The 20,980-nt window shown below is 66.1% G+C and carries 23 protein-coding genes; 15 read left to right on the forward strand and 8 right to left on the reverse strand.

Annotated features, from left to right (window positions below; all coding sequences use genetic code 11):
- The first annotated feature begins 6 nt into the window (after positions 1-6).
- On the forward strand, positions 7-624 hold the full coding sequence (locus tag FHU31_RS09335; RefSeq protein ID WP_167157697.1) for a DJ-1/PfpI family protein: 618 nt from the start codon (positions 7-9) through the stop codon (positions 622-624).
- A gap of 399 nt (positions 625-1,023) precedes the next feature.
- Here the strand turns inward: FHU31_RS09335 and FHU31_RS09340 are convergent, their stop codons facing one another.
- A complete protein-coding gene (locus tag FHU31_RS09340) occupies positions 1,024-1,506 on the reverse strand; it encodes an ArsI/CadI family heavy metal resistance metalloenzyme (protein ID WP_167157699.1) in 483 nt (160 codons plus the stop codon).
- A gap of 102 nt (positions 1,507-1,608) precedes the next feature.
- On the opposite strand from FHU31_RS09340, the gene FHU31_RS09345 reads away from it, so the two are divergent.
- The gene (locus tag FHU31_RS09345) at positions 1,609-1,968 is read left to right on the forward strand and encodes an Rv2640c family ArsR-like transcriptional regulator (RefSeq protein WP_167157701.1); all 360 of its coding nucleotides are present in this window, start codon (positions 1,609-1,611) and stop codon (positions 1,966-1,968) included.
- Between the two features lie 43 nt (positions 1,969-2,011).
- Here FHU31_RS09345 and FHU31_RS09350 read toward each other — a convergent pair whose 3' ends face one another.
- Together FHU31_RS09350 and FHU31_RS09355 are read right to left on the reverse strand one after the other, a co-directional pair.
- Positions 2,012-2,836, reverse strand: coding sequence for a hypothetical protein (locus tag FHU31_RS09350; RefSeq protein ID WP_167157703.1), 825 nt, complete (start codon positions 2,834-2,836; stop codon positions 2,012-2,014).
- Positions 2,833-3,462: a TetR/AcrR family transcriptional regulator gene (locus FHU31_RS09355; RefSeq protein WP_167157705.1), complete on the reverse strand. Its 630-nt coding sequence runs from the start codon at positions 3,460-3,462 to the stop codon at positions 2,833-2,835. Before FHU31_RS09355 ends, FHU31_RS09350 begins: the two co-directional genes overlap by 4 nt.
- A gap of 175 nt (positions 3,463-3,637) precedes the next feature.
- Between FHU31_RS09355 and FHU31_RS09360 the strand changes: the two genes are divergently transcribed.
- Entirely contained in the window at positions 3,638-3,943 is a 306-nt protein-coding gene (locus FHU31_RS09360) for a DUF4193 family protein (RefSeq protein WP_090355530.1), read from the forward strand.
- Between the two features lie 35 nt (positions 3,944-3,978).
- Here the strand turns inward: FHU31_RS09360 and FHU31_RS09365 are convergent, their stop codons facing one another.
- Positions 3,979-4,179 carry a hypothetical protein gene (locus FHU31_RS09365; RefSeq protein ID WP_167157707.1) on the reverse strand — a complete coding sequence of 67 codons (201 nt, stop codon included), beginning with the start codon at positions 4,177-4,179 and terminating at the stop codon, positions 3,979-3,981.
- 431 nt (positions 4,180-4,610) lie between these two features.
- On the opposite strand from FHU31_RS09365, the gene FHU31_RS09370 reads away from it, so the two are divergent.
- Together FHU31_RS09370 and FHU31_RS09375 are read left to right on the forward strand one after the other, a co-directional pair.
- Positions 4,611-4,973 carry a histone-like nucleoid-structuring protein Lsr2 gene (locus FHU31_RS09370; RefSeq protein WP_167157709.1) on the forward strand — a complete coding sequence of 121 codons (363 nt, stop codon included), beginning with the start codon at positions 4,611-4,613 and terminating at the stop codon, positions 4,971-4,973.
- Between the two features lie 439 nt (positions 4,974-5,412).
- Positions 5,413-5,988 carry a hypothetical protein gene (locus FHU31_RS09375; RefSeq protein ID WP_263988133.1) on the forward strand — a complete coding sequence of 192 codons (576 nt, stop codon included), beginning with the start codon at positions 5,413-5,415 and terminating at the stop codon, positions 5,986-5,988.
- 4 nt (positions 5,989-5,992) lie between these two features.
- Here FHU31_RS09375 and FHU31_RS09380 read toward each other — a convergent pair whose 3' ends face one another.
- The 3 genes from FHU31_RS09380 to FHU31_RS09390 form a co-directional block, all read right to left on the reverse strand.
- Positions 5,993-6,655: a response regulator gene (locus tag FHU31_RS09380; RefSeq protein ID WP_167157711.1), complete on the reverse strand. Its 663-nt coding sequence runs from the start codon at positions 6,653-6,655 to the stop codon at positions 5,993-5,995.
- Entirely contained in the window at positions 6,652-7,863 is a 1,212-nt protein-coding gene (locus FHU31_RS09385; RefSeq protein ID WP_167157713.1) for a sensor histidine kinase, read from the reverse strand. The genes FHU31_RS09380 and FHU31_RS09385 overlap by 4 nt, the downstream gene beginning before the upstream one ends.
- A 67-nt stretch (positions 7,864-7,930) precedes the next feature.
- Positions 7,931-8,173: a hypothetical protein gene (locus tag FHU31_RS09390; RefSeq protein WP_167157715.1), complete on the reverse strand. Its 243-nt coding sequence runs from the start codon at positions 8,171-8,173 to the stop codon at positions 7,931-7,933.
- Between the two features lie 290 nt (positions 8,174-8,463).
- Here FHU31_RS09390 and FHU31_RS09395 point away from each other — a divergent pair, with 290 nt between their 5' ends.
- The 10 genes from FHU31_RS09395 (at position 8,464) to FHU31_RS09440 (ending at position 19,995) form a co-directional block, all read left to right on the forward strand.
- A complete protein-coding gene (locus FHU31_RS09395; protein WP_090355516.1) occupies positions 8,464-9,264 on the forward strand; it encodes a DeoR/GlpR family DNA-binding transcription regulator in 801 nt (266 codons plus the stop codon).
- Entirely contained in the window at positions 9,261-10,742 is a 1,482-nt protein-coding gene (locus FHU31_RS09400) for an FGGY-family carbohydrate kinase (protein ID WP_167157719.1), read from the forward strand. Before FHU31_RS09395 ends, FHU31_RS09400 begins: the two co-directional genes overlap by 4 nt.
- A gap of 25 nt (positions 10,743-10,767) precedes the next feature.
- Positions 10,768-12,102 (forward strand): ABC transporter substrate-binding protein, encoded by a 1,335-nt coding sequence (locus FHU31_RS09405; protein WP_167157721.1) that lies wholly within the window; start codon positions 10,768-10,770, stop codon positions 12,100-12,102.
- A gap of 65 nt (positions 12,103-12,167) precedes the next feature.
- A complete protein-coding gene (locus tag FHU31_RS09410) occupies positions 12,168-13,019 on the forward strand; it encodes a carbohydrate ABC transporter permease (RefSeq protein ID WP_167160826.1) in 852 nt (283 codons plus the stop codon).
- Positions 13,016-13,831 carry a carbohydrate ABC transporter permease gene (locus FHU31_RS09415; protein ID WP_167157723.1) on the forward strand — a complete coding sequence of 272 codons (816 nt, stop codon included), beginning with the start codon at positions 13,016-13,018 and terminating at the stop codon, positions 13,829-13,831. The genes FHU31_RS09410 and FHU31_RS09415 overlap by 4 nt, the downstream gene beginning before the upstream one ends.
- A gap of 23 nt (positions 13,832-13,854) precedes the next feature.
- Entirely contained in the window at positions 13,855-14,925 is a 1,071-nt protein-coding gene (locus FHU31_RS09420; RefSeq protein WP_167157726.1) for an ABC transporter ATP-binding protein, read from the forward strand.
- 35 nt (positions 14,926-14,960) lie between these two features.
- Positions 14,961-15,731 carry an SDR family NAD(P)-dependent oxidoreductase gene (locus tag FHU31_RS09425; protein ID WP_167157728.1) on the forward strand — a complete coding sequence of 257 codons (771 nt, stop codon included), beginning with the start codon at positions 14,961-14,963 and terminating at the stop codon, positions 15,729-15,731.
- Between the two features lie 46 nt (positions 15,732-15,777).
- Positions 15,778-16,599, forward strand: a complete 822-nt coding sequence (locus FHU31_RS09430; protein WP_263988134.1) for a BtpA/SgcQ family protein — start codon at positions 15,778-15,780, stop codon at positions 16,597-16,599.
- Between the two features lie 192 nt (positions 16,600-16,791).
- Positions 16,792-18,321: a long-chain-fatty acid--ACP ligase MbtM gene (gene mbtM, locus FHU31_RS09435; RefSeq protein ID WP_263988153.1), complete on the forward strand. Its 1,530-nt coding sequence runs from the start codon at positions 16,792-16,794 to the stop codon at positions 18,319-18,321.
- 15 nt (positions 18,322-18,336) lie between these two features.
- Positions 18,337-19,995 (forward strand): CocE/NonD family hydrolase, encoded by a 1,659-nt coding sequence (locus tag FHU31_RS09440; protein ID WP_234901169.1) that lies wholly within the window; start codon positions 18,337-18,339, stop codon positions 19,993-19,995.
- On the opposite strand, the gene FHU31_RS09445 is transcribed toward FHU31_RS09440, so the two are convergent.
- Positions 19,992-20,960 (reverse strand): NADPH:quinone oxidoreductase family protein, encoded by a 969-nt coding sequence (locus tag FHU31_RS09445; RefSeq protein WP_090355495.1) that lies wholly within the window; start codon positions 20,958-20,960, stop codon positions 19,992-19,994. The two genes, FHU31_RS09440 and FHU31_RS09445, sit on opposite strands and share 4 nt — an antisense overlap.
- Positions 20,961-20,980 lie beyond the last annotated feature (20 nt).

Genomic DNA, 20,980 nt, shown 5'->3' on the forward strand with positions numbered 1-20,980 from the left:
ACACCCATGCACATCGCCATCCTCACCTTCGAAGGTTTCAACGAACTCGACTCGCTGATCGCCCTGGGCGTGCTCAATCGGGTGCGCAAAGCTGATTGGCGCGTCTCGATCGCATGCCCGACACCGCGTGTGCGTTCCATGAACGGTGTGGTGATCGAGTCGATGGCGAGCCTGCAGGAGGCCCGCTCCGCCGACGCCGTGATCGTCGGCAGTGGCATGCAGACACGCGAGGTGGTGGCCAATCCGGCCCTGATGGAACAACTTCGACTCGACCCATCACTACAGTTGCTCGCCGGTCAATGCTCAGGGACGTTGGTCCTGGCCAAACTCGGCTTGCTGCAAGGTGTTCCGGCATGTACCGATCTGACGACGAAGCCGTGGGTGATCGAGGCCGGCGTCGAGGTCCTCAATCAACCCCTGTACGCCAGGGGTAACGTCGCGACCGCAGGCGGTTGTCTGGCGTCACCGTATCTGGCCGCGTGGATCATTGCTCGCCTCGAAGGCATTGGCGCAGCGGAAAGCGCGTTGCATTACGTTGCGCCCGTGGGTGAGAAGGAAGAGTACGTCACTCGGGCCATGGGCAACATCGCCCCGTACCTGGAACACGCGGTCGCTGCCGTCTAGCGAGGCCGCAGGAGTCAGGACCGCGGCCCGACTGCGGACGTGACCTCTGAACGCGCCTGGAAAGCAAAGCCCAGTTGGCGGATCCGTGCCTGTTGATCGCGGTGAGAAGCCTTGTCAGCCAAGGCCCATCACTGATGCCCGTGACGGTCCCGAACTTATGGCGGGCCCGGCCGCACCGGAGTGGGCGCCGTGTGTGAAGCCGCAGTGTGTTCGGCGAGCGTCGTCACAGCGGTTCTTTCGTTCGTCGCGCTGAAGTCACGGTTCCGAACAGTAGGTGCCAGGTCGCGGGGCAACCATAGTTCTGATCGCCGTCAGGCGAAGTCCTGTGCCCAGCTGGTTCGGCGTGCCCCCGTCGAAAGTGACCTTCGCCGCCGGTTCGAATCCGCGGATGCGGCACTGCTACTGAGCGGGGTGGCTTCCGGCCAGGCGCGTATCCAGGTCGATCGCCTGACTCCCGCAGCACCCACCCGCGGCATCGGCGTTCTCGTCGAGATGCTGCGGGCTGGAGCCGAAGGTGTCGGAGTCCGCGAGCACGGTATAGACCTCCCACTTCTCGCCGGCCGGACCGGTCACCCACACCTTGTCCTGGGTGGCGAAGCAACAGGTGGTGCCGATCTCTTCGTCGGTGAACAAGCCCTCGCCGGTCAGGCGGGCGATCTCGTCGTGCACGGTCTCGCTGGAGGCGACCTCGACGCCCAAGTGGTTGATGGTGCCGCCCTTGCCGGGGTTCTCCAAGAGCACCAGCTTCAGTGGCGGCTCGGAGACGGCGAAGTTCGCATAGCCGGGCTTCACCTTGGCCGGGGCGGTGTTGAACAGCTTGGTGTAGAACGTGATTGCTTCCTCAAGGTCGTCGACGTTGAGTGCCAGTTGTACACGGGACATGACTCACCCTCCTCGGGTTGTTGGACATATATCGAACTAATGCGACACCGCCCAGCATGCCACCTTTTGGATATATGTCAATCTTTCTGGCAGACTTGGGCCATGCCTAAAGCGCTGCCCGTGATCGATACGTCCGCGCCGGTGTGCTGCGCCCCGGTCGCCGCCGGCCCGATGAGCGATGACGATGCGCTCAACGTGGCCCTGCGGCTCAAGGCGCTTGCCGATCCCGCGCGCGTGAAGGTGATGTCCTACCTGTTCTCCTCGGCGGCGGGGGAAGAGAACAGTGGCGACTTGGCGGCCGCGCTCGCGCTCACCGAATCCACGGTGAGTCACCACCTCACTCAACTGCGCAACGCTGGCCTGGTGCTCTCTGAGCGCCGCGGCATGAAGGTGTTTCACCGCGCTCATCCGGAAGCGATGCAGGCGTTGTGCGTCGTCTTGGATCCCCACTGCTGCAGGTGAGTCGCCACGCCGCTCTGGCGCGCAATGCGATAGGGCGTGGCCGTCAGGGATGGGCGACCAGATACGTCTCGTTATCCAGGCCGACGGTCAGTTCGTCGACGTCGAAGGGCCGGTCCAGCCGTGCACGGAGCTCGGCGGGGTCGATGAGCAGACTGATCTCCACGGTTTGTCGTGCGAATACCCGGCCGATGAGCGGATAGGCACGTCTCATGATCGCTCGCTCGGCGGGTGTGCATCGAGAGGCGCAGTAGCCGACGTGACCGATCTCGTCGGTGAGGATTTCGGTGTAGAGCCGCTGAATGCGCTCGCAGACTTCGGGCTCGTCGGCGAACAGTTCCATCCCGACGCGTCGGAGTTCATCGAACATCACGCACCCCGCCATCTCGGCTGCGCCGACGAACATCACCCCGAGCCGCTCGGGCAGGAACACTCCCGCTTTGACGAACTGGCGCATCACGAACGGGGGAGGCACCACCTGGAAGGTCAAGTCGAAAACATCCAGCACGTAGGCGAGAAGCCTTGTGTGATAATGCTCTTCGAGTTCGAGATAGACACGCTCGGGAGGCAGGTCCTCGTCGCTGTTCATCCCGTAGGTTTCGCCGAGTCCGACGCCGAACCGCTCAGCTTGATTGAGTTTGGCGGTCGCCAACAGGAACAGCATCTTCCGGTCCAGACCCGGTTCGGGCACCCGGCGTCGGAGGTTTCGCAGGAAGGTGGTCCGGTCGGCAGGCCGCTGTGACCGGATCGGATTGGTCTCGAGATGGTCGAAGAATTCTTCGCGATTCGCCAGGCGTCGATTGAGGAGGTCGGCTTCACCGTCGCGCCTGCGCAGATAGTCGCGATAGCCCTCGATACTCGTTGTGCTCACCGTGTCTCCATTCCTTTGACAATCGTTGTGACATAACGACCCAGCACCGCGTCTGCGGTGGGGGAGTCCTGCACGCCGGTGGCAAGCAACGCGAATAGGCCGGTGAGAAAGAAGACCCCGAGTTCACCTGCGTCCGCCTCCGGGGGGATCCGTCCGGCGTGTTGCGCCTCGGTGACGACGTCGGACAGGAACTCCGCAAGTGGGTGCTCGGCCACCTCGTCTTCGACCGGCCGTGTTGAGGAGAAATGCAATCCCAGCATGTCCCGAAAGACAACGGGTCCCAATCGGCGTTCTGCGGCGAGCACGTGCCGCACCAACAGCAGCAGAATCGATACCAGGTCGCCGTCACCGGTTGGTGCGTCGCGAAGTTCGGCGACGATATTGACCTCTTCGTGGCGTTCCAACTCGACCAAGACGTGTTCCTTGGTCGGAAAGTGAAAGTAGAAGGTTCCGCGCACCACGCCCACCGCGTTGGCGATGGCGGTGACGTCCGCGGCCGCCAGGCCCGAACGGCCCATTTCGGCCACCGCGGCATCGAATATGCGCGCGCGCGTTTCGAGTCGTCGGGCCTCTCGGGCGCTGCCGGTGGGCGATCCGTCTTTTCGCGTGGTGTGCGACGACTGCATATCGTCACCGTACGGTCACTGCTGACGATCGTCAATGACAGTCGTCAATGAGAATTGAGAGGGCGTGCGTTTCCCCGTCCGTGGGCAGGTGTGATCGACCCCGACACGGGGTACACGGCGCTATCGGTATCCGCGGCGCTATTGTTGCGGCCCCTCGGTAAGGACGGATGAAACCATGGCAGCGACAGTTGACTACGACGCACCGCGACGGCGCACGATCGAAGAGGAGGGCACTGTCGCGGACCCGCTGGCCGACCTGGCTGCCGAATTGAAGCCCGTGCCTACAGATGCTGATGACCCAGCCGAACTGGCCGAGTCCTTTGAGCTCCCAGGTGCCGATATCTCCGGCGAAGAGTTCACTGTCACGGTTGTTCCCAAACAGGACGACGAATTCACCTGTACCAGATGCTTTTTGGTGACGCACCGGCATCGGCTCGGTTTCGCCCGAGGGGCAGAGACGGTCTGCGCCGACTGCGCCTGACAAGCCGTCCACGCAAAGCGGTGTGAGTCGGCGCCTCAGCGTCCGTACTCGTCGGATTCCGGATCGATTTCGACGGGGTCGTTCTGCTCCTGCCAGTCGGGGGCTTCGGCCTCCAGCGGTGGGGTGTCGGGCCCAGTGGCGGTGGCCTCGATATCGGTGTCCGTTGCGGTGAGGTCGCGCAACTGCTCGACGGCGTCGGCAATCGGCACGTCATCGGGAAGGCTCTCAGGGTCCATCCAGGCGGAGTACCCGCTAGCCGGGACATCAAACCGGGAGTGTGCGGAAATCGATCTTTGTCTACAGGGCATCAGCGTCCACTTCCGGTTACAGAAATTGACGTGGGTGTCAACGAATAATGTGTGCACGCCCGAATGTGGGCCGTCGCCGTAACGGCGATCACCTATCGGTGTGAAATCCACTCGGGCTGCCACGGCGGCGTGTCGGAGAAATCGGTGTCGCCTCTAACCCGCGGTGATGATTCCGGTCCGGCTTTGTCGGATTCGCCGAATCAATACGAAAGGTCTCCGGCCTCCTATGTGAGATGAGCATCTCCCGTCAAGTCGCTATGAACCGGCCCTGAATCATTAGAATCTGGTAGTTGATATGTGAAAGAGCGTGTACTCGCTGGTAGCCTGCGAAGGCAATCGAAGAGATGGGGGCATTTCCAATGGCCGAACGAGTTGTCCGCCAATTAATTGACGACCTGGATGGTTCTGAAATTTCGGATGGCGGCGGTGAGCGTATCGAGTTCTCGGTGCGCGGTGTTGAGTATCAGATCGACTTGGCGGCGTCGAACATCGCCAAGCTCGATAAGGCGTTGAAGCCGTTTGTCGACGCAGCGGTGAAGGTTCGCGGATCGCGCCCGCGCCGCGCCGTGAAATCGATTTCCCTCAACGGTAGTGGCAACGGCGGCGGCTCCAAGGAGCAGCTCGCGGCCATCCGGAAGTGGGCCAGGAAGAACGGGTTTGAGGTTTCCGACCGGGGACGCATCAAGGGCGAGATCCTCGAGGCCTTCGAGGCTGCGCACTAGATATCGGCACGAACGTCGACTTCTCGTCGATATAGGGAAGTTTCTCGACGAGAAGTCGACGTTGACGAACAGTGGCGATAACCAACGATCTGTTCCGCTATTCAGACTCAGCACTGCCGGACCTCCCGCTCACCGTTTCGAGGCGCGCCGGACTCTGGCCCTGAGGTAGCAATTCATCGACTACGTTGCCGACGCCGGATGCGCCGATGGCGACCTGTGCGAGTCGGCAATTCTTGCGGCGACGTGGATTCCCGGATAGTCGCAGGATTGACGGGGCGCGCCGCAATAGCGAGCAAAAAGAATTGACGCCCACTTCCATCGTGTATTGGGCTCGTCGGTGTCGATCGAGCGGCAAACCGTCCCTCGGGGGCAACGCCGGCCGGGGTCGCGCCGCACCGACGATCAAGCCAGGTCCCATCCGATTGTTACCCTTGCCCTCGTGTCCGCTGATAACGAGCCCGACGACGAGAACGTATCCGAGGATTCCGCACCGGATGCGGAGGAGGCCAAGTCCGGGTCCAATTTCGGTCCCGGTGTATTGGCCATGATCGCGGTGCTGATCGCGATAGCCACCCTGGGTGCGTCGGCGTGGATGTGGCGAAATCCGACGAACAGTGCACCCAACGCACCCGCCGAGGCGGCCGCGCCGACCTTCAGCGATACCGAGAAGAACGACGCCAAGACCAAGCTGTGCGCCGCGTTCGAACTCGTGCGCGCCGGTGTGGCCAACAGCAGCGCCCTGCAGGCCCCCGGGGGCGACGAAGATGTGACCGGCGCGCTGGCCGTGGCGGCCAACGCGCGCCTCGCGCTTTACGGCGGTGGTCAGTACCTGCTGGCCCGGATCGAGCCCGCCGCGCCCGCCGACGTTGCGGACGCAGCGCGCAAGTTCGGCAACACCTTGATGGATATCGGCGCCGCCGCGATGGCACAGGTACCCAAGAGCGATCCGGGACAGGACGCGCGCCTCAAAGATGCGGACGCCCAGAACGCCGCGGTCGAGGAACTCTGCAAGTAGCGCCCTACCGGGGCGTGACGATGCGCTGCTCGTAGGCGAACACGATCGCCGAAGCACGGTCGCGCAGGCCGAGTTTGGTGAAGATCCGGCCGATATGGGTCTTCACCGTCAGCCCCGAGATGAATAACTCGTCGGCGATCTCGGTGTTGGTGTGGCCCTTGGCGATCAAGGTGAGCACATCGCGTTCGCGCGGGGTGAGTTCCGCCAGCGCGGAACCGTCGGCGACCGGCGCCGCGGAGTTGCGGTAGGTGGTCAGGACGCGGGCCGTCACGGCTGGGTCGAGATAGCTCTGGGCGCTGCCGACGGCCCGTACGGCGCGAATGAGTTCTTCGGCGGGGGAGTCCTTGAGAACGAACCCGTCGGCACCGGCGCGCAGGACATCGGAGAGCAGCTCGTCGTCGTTGAAGGTGGTGAGGGCAAGCACGGGCGGGCCCCCGGCGGCGGTGAGCCGTCGGGTGGCCTCGATACCGTCGACGCGTTTCATGCGCAGGTCCATCACCACGACGTCGGGACGGTATGTGTCGACGGCGGCCGGGACCTCGTCCCCGTCGGAGCATTCGCCGACCACCACGATGCCGTGCTTCTCGCGCAGGATCAACGACAGTCCGGACCGCACCAGCTCCTGATCGTCGACGATGAGCGCGGTGACCGGCGCGCCGGCGGTCACGAGGCCCGCATCCTGGCCGGCAGGTCCATATCCGCCGCGTACGACGGCACGGTGGCCTGCACCGACCAGCTGACCGGGCCCGCTCCGATGTCGACGGTGCCGCCGAGCAGTTCGATGCGCTGGCGCATGCCGCGGACACCACGGCCCTGGGTGGTGTTCGGCGGGATGTCGTGGTCGGGCAGCGCGTTGATCACGGTGAGTGTCGCGGCGGTGCGGGATACCGTCAGGGTCACCGTGGCCGGCGAGGCCGGCGCGTGTTTGGCGATATTGGACAGCGACTCCTGGGCAATCCGGTACAGCGCCAGACCGGCAGCGGCGGACACGTATTCGAGTTTGCCGCCGATCTCGAGGGTGAGGTCCAACCCGGCGCGCGCGAAATCCTCGGCCAGAGTCGAGATGTCGGACACACCGGGTTCCGGCGCCATGGGGTCGGCATCGGCCGCGAGCAGCCCGACGGTGTGGCGGATATCGTCCATGGCCTGGCGTCCCAGGCGTTCGGCCTGCTGCAGCGCGTTGACGGCCTCGACATCGTCGCCGTCATGCTGGAGTGCGTGCCGTGCACCGGTGAGGTGCAGCAGCGTGATGCTCAGCGAGTGGGCGATGACATCGTGCACTTCGCGGGCGATGCGCCGGCGCTCGTCGGCCGCGGCGAGCGTGGCCAGCTGTGCCTGGGCTTCGCGCTGTTTGACGAGCAGCAGCTGTTGACCGCGCACCAGATATCCGATCAGCCAGGCGATCCCGACGAAGCTCAGGTAGATCGCGGGAGTGTCGATGCGGTGGGTGATCGCGGCGTACACCAACAGGGCGGCAGCCGACGTCGCGGCCAGCGCGCCGCCGCGGGTCGAGGTGATGGCGCCGACGACGCCGGCGACCAGTCCGAGCAGGAACGGTGCGAAGTCGCCGTGAATGGGGGTGGAGGTGCCGAAGAGCAGAATGGCCGAGGCGGCGGTCCAGGCCGCCCACAGCGCGGGGCCCTCACATCGGTGGTCCTTGAACACGAAGAACATCGCCCACGGGATGATCGCGATCGCATTGGCGAGTACCGCGGCCGGCCAGTCCGACATCGGCCGTTGCAGGGTGGCGATGACGCCGATCATCACCATGGTGACATCGATGGTCAGAACGAAGGGCCAGCTGAAGCCGCCCGGGATGCGCGGCTGCTGTAGACGCGCCCAGGCCCGTATGTAGCGTGTGGCCGCTTCCAGCATCGTCTCATGCTAAGGCGATGGGCCCTCGTGCACGTCATGCCCGGGTTGTACTACCAGGGTAGGAGGCCTAGAGCCGGTACATCTCGCGGGCCATGGCCGCGTCCTCGACGAATGCGGCGCGCCGAGGCGGGTAGTAGGGCAGGTACTTCTCTGCCGGCGTGTTGCGTACCGCCACGAGCACGGCGGCGAGCCGTCGTCGGGCGGCACCGCGCGCGACTGCGGGAGCCATACTGATGCCCGGCGCGACGGTATGCCCCATCAGCAGGAACCTCAACAGGCCGACCCGTCGCGGACTTGTGTTGCTAGCCATGATCTTTGGCTACTTCTGGTGTCATACCTCGACGCTACGAAGCGTGAGCCCTCGGCACATCGTGCCGAGGGGCGATCTTGATCTGCGACCGTGGTAGGAGGAGTGCCCCGCCAGGGCAGGAGACCACGCGTTGCGCGCCCCGGTCCTCGAGTCCATGTCGGCGGGTGAGAAAAAATCTCACTTTTGTGTGGACAGCTCACAATTCATGTCATAGATTCACACGCAATGAACGCATCAGGGGCAGTCTGGCCGGTATCGGTGACTGTTAATGTGAATTTTACACAGTGGAGTTGGGTGTGAGCGTGGACGCGAAGACCCGTCGCGACCGCATCGAGCAGCGCGTCAGAAGCGACTTCGAAGTCGGCTACGCCGAACTGGCCTCCGAGTTCGCGGTATCCGAGATGACCATCCGGCGTGATGTGGAAGCGCTGGAGGCCTTGGGTGTGGTGCGCCGAGTGGTCGGCGGCGCGATCGCCGTGAAAGGCAAAGATGCCGAACCCTCCTTCGCGACGCGGGTGGCCGACGCCGCCGAGGAGAAACGGCATATCGCCGATGCCGTGGCCGATCTCGTGAGCCCCGGTGAGACCCTGATCCTGGATTCCGGCAGCACCGCGCTCGCGGTGGCCCGCTCACTGCGCGGCCGCCGCCTCGGCCTGACGGTTGTCACGCCGAGCATCCTGGTGGCGCTGGAACTCGTCGACGAACCGGACACCACCGTCGTGCTGACCGGAGGTGAGGTGCGGCCGGGCGAATTGAGCCTGATCGGTCCGACCGCCGAGGACACGCTGGCTCAGTACAACTGCGACACCTTCGTCATGGGCGTGGCCGGCATCGATGTCGACCGCGGGATCTCCGACTACCACCACGGTGAGAGTCGGGTGAAGCGGTCGGCCAGCCGTCGCGCGGACCGGGTCATCGTCGCCGCCGACAAGAGCAAGCTGGGGCGCGTCACGTTCGTCAGCATCGCCGCACTGGCCGATATCGGAGTCATCGTCACCGACGGTGAGGTCGACCATCCGGCCCTGGTCGCCGCCCGCGGTGCCGGTGTGGAAGTCATCTGCGTCGCCGGGGATGAGGACGCCAACTCGTGAGCGACTACACCATCGGCGTCGACATCGGCACCACCGGCACCAAGACGGTGTTGTTCAGCACGGACCGTGGCATCGTTGCCACCGCCACCCGTGAGACCGCGCTGTACTCGACCGGGCCGGGTATCGCCGAAGCCGACACCACGCAGTGGCACGACAATGTCGTCGAGTCCATCCGCGAAGTCCTCACCGTCGGTGGCGTTTCCGCCGCTTCCGTCGGCGCCGTCGCCACGTCGGGCATGGTGCCCGCCGTCGTCCCGGTGGACCGCGAGGGAAACCCGTTGCGGCGGGCCATCCTTCAGAACGATGCCAGGGCCCACCGTGAGGTGGCCGAACTCGGCGCTGCATTGTCCGGGGTCGACCTGGTCACCCTGACCGGGTCCGCACTGACCCAGCAGTCGGTGGCGCCCACCACCGTCTGGCTTCGTGAGCACGAACCCGAGATCTATGCTCGCACCGCACACTGGGTCGGTTCCTACGACTGGGTGCTCACCGCGTTGGGCGCGCCGTGTCACGTCGAACAGAACTGGGCGCTGGAATCGGGACTGTTCAGCATCGATGGACCGATCGCCACCCCTGTACTCGAGGCCGCGAAGCTGGACCCGGAAACCCTCGCGCCGGTGCACCGTCCGGGCACTCGCGTCGGTGAACTCAGTGCACGGGCCGCCGAACTGACCGGCCTGCGTGCGGGCACGGCACTGGTGGTCGGCGGCGCCGATCATGTGCTGTCCGCGTACGCCGCCGGAGTCAACAGGCCCGGCGACGCGCTGGTGAAACTCGGTGGTGCGGGCGACATCCTGGTCGCCAGTGACACTCAGGTCGTCGACGAACGCCTTTACCTGGATGCGCACCCGGTACCCGGGCACTGGCTGCCCAATGGGTGTATGGCCACCAGTGGCAGCCTGATCCGCTGGTTCCAGGCGCTCGTCGGGGGCGCCGACCTGAGCGCCCTCGATGACGAGGCGGCTCAGCGCGCGCCCGCCGAGATCCTTTGTCTGCCCTATTTTCTCGGCGAGAAGAGCCCGTTGCATGACCCGGACCTGCGCGGCACGTTCGCGGGTCTTCACCTCGGCCACACCAGGGCCGACATGTACCGCTCGGTATTGGAGGCGATCGCCTTCGGTTTCCGTCACCACGTCGACGTGTTCACCGATATCGGCATCCCGCTGAGTCGGGTGATGATCACCAACGGCGGCTCGAAATCCACACTGTGGAAACAGATCCACGCCGACGTGCTCGGCCTGGAGATGCTGCCCGTACGCGGGCACCCCGGAGCGTCGCTGGGCGCCGCGGTGATCGCCGCCATCGGCATCGGTGCGTTGGACGACTGGTCCGATGCCGGCCGGTTCATCACCCTGGACGCGCCGTACGTACCCGATCCGGCCCGGGCTGCGGCCTACGACGACGGGTATTCGGCATGGCGTGAACTCGGTGCGGCGATGACGCCCATCTCGCACCGGTTGGCTCGTACACCTCGATGAGTAACACGAAAGGATCAGTGCCGCAATGAAAATCACCACCACCCCGACACCAGGGCGGAGGCGGCCGTTCTTCCTGGCCGCCCTGTTCGCCCTGGTGTCCGCCGTCGCACTGCTGCTGAGCGCCTGCGCGGGCAGCGGAGGCCCGGAGCAGGCTTCGTCGCCCTCGGCCACCGGCACCGGCGAGATCCCGAAGAGTACCTCGGGCAACGTTCGCATCCTGATGGAGAACGTCCCCGACAGCGATATCGTCAAATCGATGGTGGCCGACTTCAACAAGGACTACCCGGACATCAAGGTCGATATCGAACAGCTGACCTATGACCAGATGCGCGACAAGCTGGTGTCCTCGTTCCAGTCCAGCACCCCGAACTACGACCTGATCGTGGTGGACAACCCGTGGATGGTGGACTTCGCCAAGGCTAAGTTCCTGCAGCCGCTGGATGCCCGCATCGACAGCACCCCCGACTACGATGCTGCCGATTTCTTCAAGCCGCTCACCGACATCACCACCGTCGACGGCGTGCGTTACGGCGTGCCGTTCTACAACTACGCACTCGGATACCTCTACAACACCGACGATATGGCGCAGGCCAAGCAGACGGTGCCGACCACACTGGACGAACTGGTCTCGGTGTCCAAGGCGCTCAAGTCCGGCGACCGTGCGGGTATCGCCATGCAGCCGCAGCGCGGGTACAAGATCTTCGAAGAGTGGGGCAACTGGTTGTTCGCCGCGGGCGGTTCCATCTACGGCCCCGACGGCAAGCCCACGCTGAACACGCCGGAAGCCAAGCGTGCGCTCGAGGCCTACATCGACACGTACAAGAACGCGGCCCCGGCGAACAGCCTGAACTGGAGCATGGACGAGGCGCAGCGCTCGCTGGCCGCCGGCCAGTCGGCGTCGATGATCAACTACAACTGGCAGCTGCCCGCCGTCAACGAACCCGGATCCGGCCCGTCCGCCGGCAAGTTCAAGCTGGCGACCATCCCCGGTGGCAAGCAGGTGCTGGGCTCGTGGAGCTGGGCCATCCCGGCCAACTCCGGTGCCTCGGACGCCGCGTGGGCGTTCGCCTCGTGGATCACGGCCAAACCGCACGATGTCGTGCGCACGGAGAAGGGCGGCGCCGCGATCCGGCAGAGCACCCTCAAGGATCCGGCCGTGCTCAACGGCACGTTCGGCGCGGACTACTACGAGACGGTGGAGAAGCTGCTGGCCAACTCCGCGCCGTTGAGCCAGGGGCCCAGCGGCGAGGAGATGATCCAGGCCGTCGGCACCGAACTCAACGAGGCCGTCGCCGGCACCAAGAGCGTCGACGACGCGCTGGCTGCGGCGCAGGCCGCCGCCGAGAAGATCCAGGGCTAGCTCACCCCCCCGACGAGCTGGCCCTTCCCGAAACCGACCGCCCCACGAAAGGAGCGATGACCATGGTGCAGTTCAAACACGGCATGGTCGCCCCCCTGATCGCCCTTTTCGTCGGGGTGGTCGGTTTCCCTCTGGGATACGCCTTCTACCTCAGCGTCACCGACTTCAAGCTCACCAATCACGGCACACCGAATCTGGTGGGCGCCGACAACTACGTCAACACCTTGGGCGACGGGGAGTTCTGGCACGCGTTCGGCACCACCGCGCTGTACGTACTCATCGCCGTCGGGCTGGAACTGGTGATCGGGCTGGCCCTCGCCCTTTCGCTGCAAAAGCAGCGCTGGGCACGCGATCTGACCCGTTCGATGCTGTTGGCTCCGATGTTCATCACCCCGATCGCGGTCGGGCTGATCTTCCGTTTCCTGCTCAACGACCAACTCGGTGCCATCCCACACCTGCTGCGGGCGATCGGCATCGACTACGACTTCTTCGGGCCCGGACGGGCGCTGTTCACCATGGCGTTCATCGATGTCTGGCAGTGGACGCCGTTCATGGTGCTGCTCCTGCTGGCCGGCCTGGAATCCATTCCGCGCCAACCCCTGGAGGCGGCCCGGGTGGACGGCGCGAGTGGCTGGTATGTGCTGCGCCGGGTGACACTTCCGCTGTTGGCTCCGGTGTTGGTGGTGGCCATCATGCTCCGGTCGCTGGACGCCATGAAGGTGTTCGAGTATGTCTTCGCCACCACCCGCGGTGGCCCGGGCACCGAAACCGAGACGCTGCAGTACTTCATCTACCAGACCGGCATCCAGTTCTTCCGGCTCGGCTCGGCGTCCTCGATGGCGTTCGTGGTGCTGGTACTCGTGCTGGCGGTCATCGTGGTCACGTTCCGCCGGATGGAGAAGGCGAAACAGTCATGAAGAACTCCCGCCTATTGACCGCCTGCCGGATCGCCCTGCTGTGGGCTGCCGCGATCACGGTGCTGTTCCCGGTGCTATGGGTGGCGCTGGCGAGCGTGAAAACTGCCCAGCAGCTCAATGATCCGTTTCTGCTGAGCTTCACCCCGGTGCTCGACAGCTGGCGCAACGTGCTGTCCTCGGGCATCCTCGCGGCGGCCGGACGCAGCGCGCTGGTCGCACTGGTCACCGTCGGCATCAGTGTCGTGGTCGGCAGCATGGGCGCCTACGCCATCGCGCGGTTCCGCGCCGGCGGCACCGCGACCCGGTTCGGCATGCTCGCCGCGCAGGTACTGCCGCCCGCGGTGCTGGTCTTCCCCTTCCTCACGATGGCCTATGCGCTGCGGCTCAACGACACCGTGGTGCCGGTGATCTTCGCGCATCTGAGTTTCGTTCTGCCCGTGGTCACCTGGTTTCTCATCGGGTTCTTCGAGGCGGTGCCGCGGTCCTTGGAGGAACAGGCCCAGGTCGACGGTTTCACCCGATTCCAGGCGTTCCGGATGGTAGTCCTTCCACAGGTGTTCCCCGGGATCGGTGCGGCGGCTATCTTCGGTTTCACCCTGTCCTGGAACGACCTTTTCTACGGCCTCATCCTGGCACCGGGTAAGGCGGCCATTTTGCCGGTCGCCATCGCCGGGTTCAACACCTTCCGCGGCGTACAGATCGGTTCGATGAGCGCGGCGATCCTCATCGCCGTGGTGCCGGTCGTCATCGCGAGCTTCTTCATCCAGCGCCGGCTCGTGCAGGGCATCAGCGGCGGCGCGGTCAAGTTCTAGAAATGATTGGGTAGCAACGCGTCATGGCAACAGTCCGTTTCTCCGGCGTCAACAAGTCTTACGGCTCCACGTCCATCGTGAAGGACCTGAACCTTGAACTGCCCGACGGTTCTTTCACCGTGCTGGTGGGACCGTCGGGCTGTGGCAAGTCGACGTCCCTGCGCATGCTCGCCGGACTGGAATCCGTCACCTCGGGCACCATCACCATCGGCGAGCGCGACGTCACGAACCTGCAGCCACGCGACCGCGACGTGGCCATGGTGTTCCAGAACTACGCGCTCTACCCGCATCTGAGTGTGCGGGAGAACATCGCCTTCCCGCTGCGGGCTTCCAAGACGCCGCGCGCCGAGGCGCTGCGCCGCGCCGACGAGGTAGCCGAATCGCTCGGCCTGGGCCAGCTGGTGGGCCGTAAGCCCAAGGATCTCAGCGGCGGTCAGCAGCAGCGGGTCGCCATCGGGCGCGCGATCATCCGGGAACCGTCGGTCTTCCTGTTCGACGAGCCGCTGTCCAACCTGGATGCCAAATTGCGGGTCGAGACGCGTACCGAACTGCTGCAGATCCAGCGTCGACTCGGCATCACCTCCGTGTACGTCACGCACGACCAGGAGGAGGCCATGACGCTGTCGGATCGCATGGTGGTGATGCGAGATGGGCGCACCGCGCAGGAGGGCACCCCACTGGAGGTGTACAACCGCCCGGCGGACACCTTCGTGGCCTCCTTCGTCGGCAGCCCCAAGATGAACCTGCTCGACGGCGAGCTGGTCGGCCGGACCTTCACCGTGCCAACCGGATTCACCATCGATGTCGACGGGATGGCCGCAACCGGACCACTCATCCTCGGCGTCCGGCCCGACGACCTCGTGCCGGTGGCGGCCTCTGGGGATGAAGCTGCCACCGCACACGTGACCCTGATCGAACTACTGGGTCCGCGCGCCATCGTCACCATCGAGGCGCGCGGCACCGAACTGACCAGTGTGGTGGAGACCGCACGCCTGACGGGCATCACCGAGGGCGCCGCGGTGGCGCTCTCGGTCCGGCCGGGTGCCGCTCAAGCCTTCGACGCACGGACACAACTGCGCCTGACCGGCGCGTGACGCATAGAACCTGAGAGAAGAGGACAAGCAGATATATGACCAAGACAGTCGTGGTGACCGGTGCTGGATCCGGCATCGGGCGGGCGATCGCGACCACCCTCGCGCAACGTGATTGGCGCGTGGTCGTCACCGATATCAACGGCGATGCCGCGCGTGACGTCGCGGCCGGCCTGCCGCACCAGGAGGCCGGGCACGAATCGGCGGTGCTCAACGTCAGCGCACCCGAGGACGCCGCCACCGTCGCCTACGGGATCGCCGATCGACTCGGCCTGGATGCGTGGGTGAGCAACGCCGGAATCTCGTTCATGCACAAGTTTCTCGACGCACCGGTGGCCCGTTACGACCAGACCATGGACGTCAACCTCAAAGGCGTCTTCGTGTGTGGTCAGGCGGCCGCCCGTGCCATGGTGCGCAGCGGCACCGCCGGCAGCATCGTCAACACCGCGTCGATGGCGGGCAAACAGGGCCGGGTGCCCTACCTGTCGGATTACGTGGCGTCCAAGTTCGGCGTCGTCGGCCTCACCCAGGCGATGGCCTACGAGCTCGGCGAGCATGGCATCACGGTGAACTGCGTGTGTCCCGGCTACGTCGAGACACCCATGCAGACAAGGGAACTGGAGTGGGAGGCGGAGCTCCGCGGATCCACGCCGGACGGTGTGCGCACGATGATGATCGACGACACCCCGCTGGGGCGGCTGGAACAGCCCGACGATGTCGCCCGTGTGGTGGCCTTCCTGCTCTCCGAAGACGCGCGCTTCGTCACCGGTGAGGCACTGGCCGTCAACGGCGGCGCCTACATGGATTAGCCGTCCGCTCCCGATCAGCTTTGTAGTCAATAAGAAAGGCATATCAGTGACCACCACCTGGCTCGACGAGGTCTTCGGAGTACGAAAGCCCGTCATCGCCATGCTCCACCTCAGCGCACTGCCCGGAGATCCCGGCTACGACACCGCCGGCGGGATCGCCGCGGTGGTCGACCGGGCCCGCGCCGAGCTCGACGCGCTGCAGACCGGGGGAGTGGACGGCGTGATGATCAGCAACGAGTTCAGCCTGCCGTATCTGACCAAGACCGAACCGATCACGGCGATCACCATGGCCCGCATCATCGGCGAACTGCTGCCCGACCTCTTCGTGCCCTACGGCGTCAACGTGTTGTGGGACGGGCGTGCCTCCATCGACCTGGCCGTCGCCACCGGTGCCAAGTTCGTCCGGGAGATCTTCACCGGCGTGTACGCCAGTGATTTCGGCTTGTGGGACACCAACGTCGGCGAGGTGGCCCGGCACCGGGCACGCGTCGGCGGGTCCGCGGTGAAGCTGCTGTTCAACATCGTCCCCGAGTCGGCCACCTATCTGGCCGCGCGCGACCTCGCCTCGATCACCCGCACCACGGTGTTCGCGACGCTGCCCGACGCGATCTGCGTGTCGGGGGCCACCGCGGGCGCGCCGACCGACACCGAGGCGCTGCGGGTGGTGAAGTCCGCGGCCGGTGACGTACCGGTGTTCGTCAACACCGGGGTGCGGGCCGAGAACGTGGCAACGCAACTCTGCGTCGCGGACGGGGCCGTGGTGGGGACGTACTTCAAGGCTGACGGTGTGTTCGAGAACCGCGCCGACCAGAAGCGGGTCGAGGAACTGATGCTCGCCGCCAGGGCATTCCGGGAACAGCTGGCCTGATCCGGGGCACGGGACCGGGCTCGGCTCACGGCGAGTCGATCTCTGGTCCCATGCCGGTGCCCCGTTGACGGCGCCGTCAAGGTACGCGCCCACGTGCCGGTCCTTTGCTGTAATTTCCTCCCATGACGCTCGGCGCGCTTGGGGCCGCGATATGACCCTCATTACGATCATTGCCCGAATTGCACGTCGATGGTGAACCCATTGGCCGCGGTGCTGCGTGAGCGGTTGCCGGTCAGCGGCAACCATCTGGTGTTGCTCGAGGACGGCATCTGGGTTCGGCACCCGTGGCCGGAGATCTATGCCAGGGCCGAGAATGTGGCCGAGTGGGCCTCGGATGGCGGCATCACCGCGATCGGTCTGGTGGGCGAGCCGACCGCGGAGTTCGTCGCAGCGGTCATCGGCGCCCAGTTGGCCGGCGCCGCGGTATCGATCCTGCCGGGCCCCATCCGTGGCGCCGATCCCGCGGAGTGGGCGCACGGCACACTGGCACGGTTCGCCGGGATCGGCATCCGGCGGGTGCTGAGTCACGGGAGCTATCTGGAGCGCCTCGCCGCCGAGTCGCCGGCCGTGGCCGAGCTGGCCACCATCGCGCATCCGCGGCGGTCGTCCACCGTCGCGTTGCCCGACGTCGACGCGCCGGTCGCCGTCCTGCAGGGCACCGCCGGCTCGACGGGCACGCCACGCACGGTGGCGATGTCACCGGCGGCGGTGCTGGCCAACCTGAACGGGCTCAACGAACGCATCGGGGTGGGACCGGACGATGTCGGGTGTTCGTGGTTGCCGCTCTACCACGATATGGGCCTGAGCTTCCTGCTGTCGGGCGCGGTCGCGGCCATCGACGTGTGGCAGGCCCCGACCTCGGCATTCCAGGCCTCACCGTTCCGGTGGCTCAATTGGCTCAGTGACAGCGGGGCCACCATCACGGCCGGACCGAATATGGCCTACGGGATGATCGGCAAATATTCCCGCCGCGTCACCGGCGTCGACCTGTCCGCACTGCGTTTCGCGCTCAACGGCGGTGAGCCCGTCGACTGCGAACTCACCGAACGGTTCGCGACCGAGATGGCGCGGTTCGGCTTCGATGCGGGTGCCCTGTCGCCGTCCTACGGTTTGGCCGAATCCAACTGCGCGGTCACGGTTCCCGTGCCCGGGATGGGTTTGCGTGCGGTCGAGACCGAAACCGGCAGGCGCGCCGTGCTCGGTGAACCGATCACCGGGATGGAGGTGCGAATCGAACCGGGCGACGACGATACCGACGGGGCTATCGGTGAGATCGCCCTCCGCGGCACCTCGATGATGACCGGGTATCTCGGCGACGAGCCGCACAGCGATCAATCCTGGTTCCGCACCGGCGATCTCGGCTACTTCGCCGACGGCGGTCTGGTGGTGTGCGGCCGGGCCAAGGAGATCATCACGGTCGCCGGGCGCAACATCTTCCCGACCGAGGTCGAGCAGTTGGCCGCCCAGGTCCCCGGAGTGCGCGAAGGTGCCGTGGTGGCCGTCGGCATCGGCGAGGGCTCGGTGCGGCCCGCCCTGGTGGTCACCGCCGAGTTCCGCGGTCCCGACGAGGCCGGTGCCCGTACCCGGTTGATGCAGCACGTCGCGTCGGGATGCGGCGTCATGCCCGCGGACGTCATCTTCGTCAGGCCGGGCACCCTGCCCAGAACGTCCTCGGGCAAGCTGCGTCGCCTGGAGGTCAGGCGCAATCTGGAGAGCCGTTAGCTACGCTGGACATACATGTCTGATTTCACGCTGGCCAAACGTATGCTGACCGCACTGGTGCTGCGGGTCGCCGCCGCCCGGTTCGGCCTGGGGCCGCCGACGACGAGCTACGACGTGACCCGCGATATCGACGTCCCGACCCGGGATGGCGAGCGGCTGCGCACCGATGTCTACACGCCGGAGTCGGAGCCGGTCGGCACGCTGCTGATGCGCACCCCGTACGGCCGCTCCAGTCTGTTGGTCACGGTGGTTGTCGGGCTGTACGCCGGACGCGGATATCGTGTCGTCTTGCAAAGTACGCGAGGGACTTTCGGTTCCAGTGGAACTTTCGAACCGGGCCGCGACGAGACCGCGGATGCGGCCGACACGGTGGCGTGGCTGCGTACTCAACCATGGTTCGACGGGCAGTTCGCCACCATGGGGGCGTCCTATCTCGGGTTCACCCAGTGGGCGTTGCTGTCCGACCCGCCGCCGGAGCTGACCACATCGGTCATCGCCATGGCATCCCATAATCTGGGCGAGTCCTGTTGGAGTACAGGTTCATTCGCGCTCGCCGATATCCTCAACTGGAGCTACCAGGTGGCTCATCAGGAAGACGGCGGCACCGTGCGCGGCCTGGTGCGGGCGCTCACCACGGTACGCAGGATGCGGCGGCCGTTGCAGACGGTGCCGCTGCGCGATGCCGGCCACCGGGTGCTCGACGGCCGCGTCCCCTGGGTGGAGTCCTGGCTGACCACACCGGATCCCGCTGATCCCTACTGGCGGCCCAGCCGGCTCGACGACGCACTGCACCGGGTGAGCGCGCCGGTGCTGCTGATCGCCGGGTGGCAGGACGTGTTCCTCACCCAGACCCTTGAGCAGTACGGCGCGCTGGCGCGCCGGGGTGCCGAGCCGGCGCTGATCGTGGGGCCGTGGACCCATGCCGAGGGCGGTGGCGACGCGGTCCGCGAGACGCTGGCCTGGCTGTCCGGACCACGCTGGAGCGGGGCGCGGATCTACGTCAGTGGTGGTAGTGGGGCGAGCGAAGCGACGGGGAGTGGTACCGGCGCAAGCGAGAGCCCGTGGCGTGAGCTGCCCGCATGGCCACCGCCTGCCGAGAACACGGTGCTGTACCTGCAGTCCCGGGCCGCACTGTCCGGCCGGCGGCCTGCCGATGCGGGGACCATCGCCCGGTTCGTGTTCGACCCCACCGACCCGACCCCGACGGTCGGTGGCCGACTTCTGTTCGCGCCCAGCGGGTATTGCGAGGACGGGGCTCTGGCCGCGCGCGCCGATGTCGTCACCTTCACCACTGCCCCGCTCACCGAGGCGCTGGAGGTGATCGGCACGCCGCGGATCGAGCTCGTGCACCGCACCGACACCGGGTGGGCCGACGTCTGGGTGCGGATCAGTGAGGTGGGGCCCGACGGCGCGTCCCGCAATGTGAGCGACGGCTACGTGCGACGGACACCTGGGGCCGAACCGGTGCTGCAGCTGGACCTGGACCCGATCGCGCACCGATTCTCGGCCGGATCGCGGATCAGACTGCTGATCGCCGGCGGCTCACATCCACGCTATGCGCGCAACCACGGCACTGGTGAATCGGTATGGTCGGCAACGCAGATGGTGTCGTCATCCCATGAGGTCGGCGCGGGCTCCCGATTGCTGCTACCGGTTCCGGTGGACCCGGCCTAGCGCACCTTCAGTACGACTTTGCCGGTGGCACTACGGTTTTCCAGCGAGGCGATGGCGTCACCGGCCCGCTCGAAGGGATAGACCTCGGGTTCGGGTGCGCTGACCGCGCCGGAGGCCAGCAGCGGGGCCAGTTCCGCCCACTGCTGCGCGAGGTAGCCCGGGTGGGTCATGGTCCACGCGCCCCAGCCGACACCGACGGCGTCGACGTTGTTGAGCAGCAACCGATTCACCTTGACGGTCGGGATCTCGCCGCCGGTGAATCCGACGACCAGCAACCGGCCGCCCGGAGCCAGGGAACGCAGTGAGTCGGTGAACCGGTCCCCGCCCACCGGATCCAGCACGATGTCCACGCCGCGACCGCCGGTCAGCTCGGCCACCGCGTCCTTGAACCCGTCGGCCAGCACCACGTCGGTGGCTCCTGCGGCGCGGGCGGTCTCACCCTTGGCCTCGGTGCTCACCACCGCGATCACCCGGGCGGCGCCGAACGCCGGTGCCAGCCGCAGCGTCGAGGTGCCGATCCCGCCGGCGGCACCGTGCACCAGCACCGTCTCCCCGGCGGCCAACCGGCCGCGGGTCCGCAAGGCGAAGTGCACCGTCAGATCGTTGAACAGCACGCCCGCACCGGCCTCGAAGGACACCGAGTCCGGCAGGGCGAACACCCGCTCGGCGGGCAGCGTCACCACCTCGGCCATCCCGCCGGTGAGCAGGGTCAGTCCCGCCACCCGATCCCCGGCGCGCACATGGGCATCGGCCGGTGCGCTGCGCACCACCCCGGCCACCTCGGCTCCCGGGATGTAGGGCAACGGCGCCTTGTACTGATAGAGCCCGCGGGTCTGCAGGGCGTCGGGGAATGCCACGCCGGCCGCGTGTACCTCGATCACCACCCCGTCGGTGCCTGGTTCCTCGATGTCGACCAACTCCGCGACCGACGGACCGTCCAACCGGGGTATGTGTATGGCGCGCATGAAGCACCATTTAACATCCC

The sequence above is a fragment of the Mycolicibacterium fluoranthenivorans genome, assembly GCF_011758805.1.
Taxonomy (GTDB): Bacteria; Actinomycetota; Actinomycetes; order Mycobacteriales; family Mycobacteriaceae; genus Mycobacterium; species Mycobacterium fluoranthenivorans.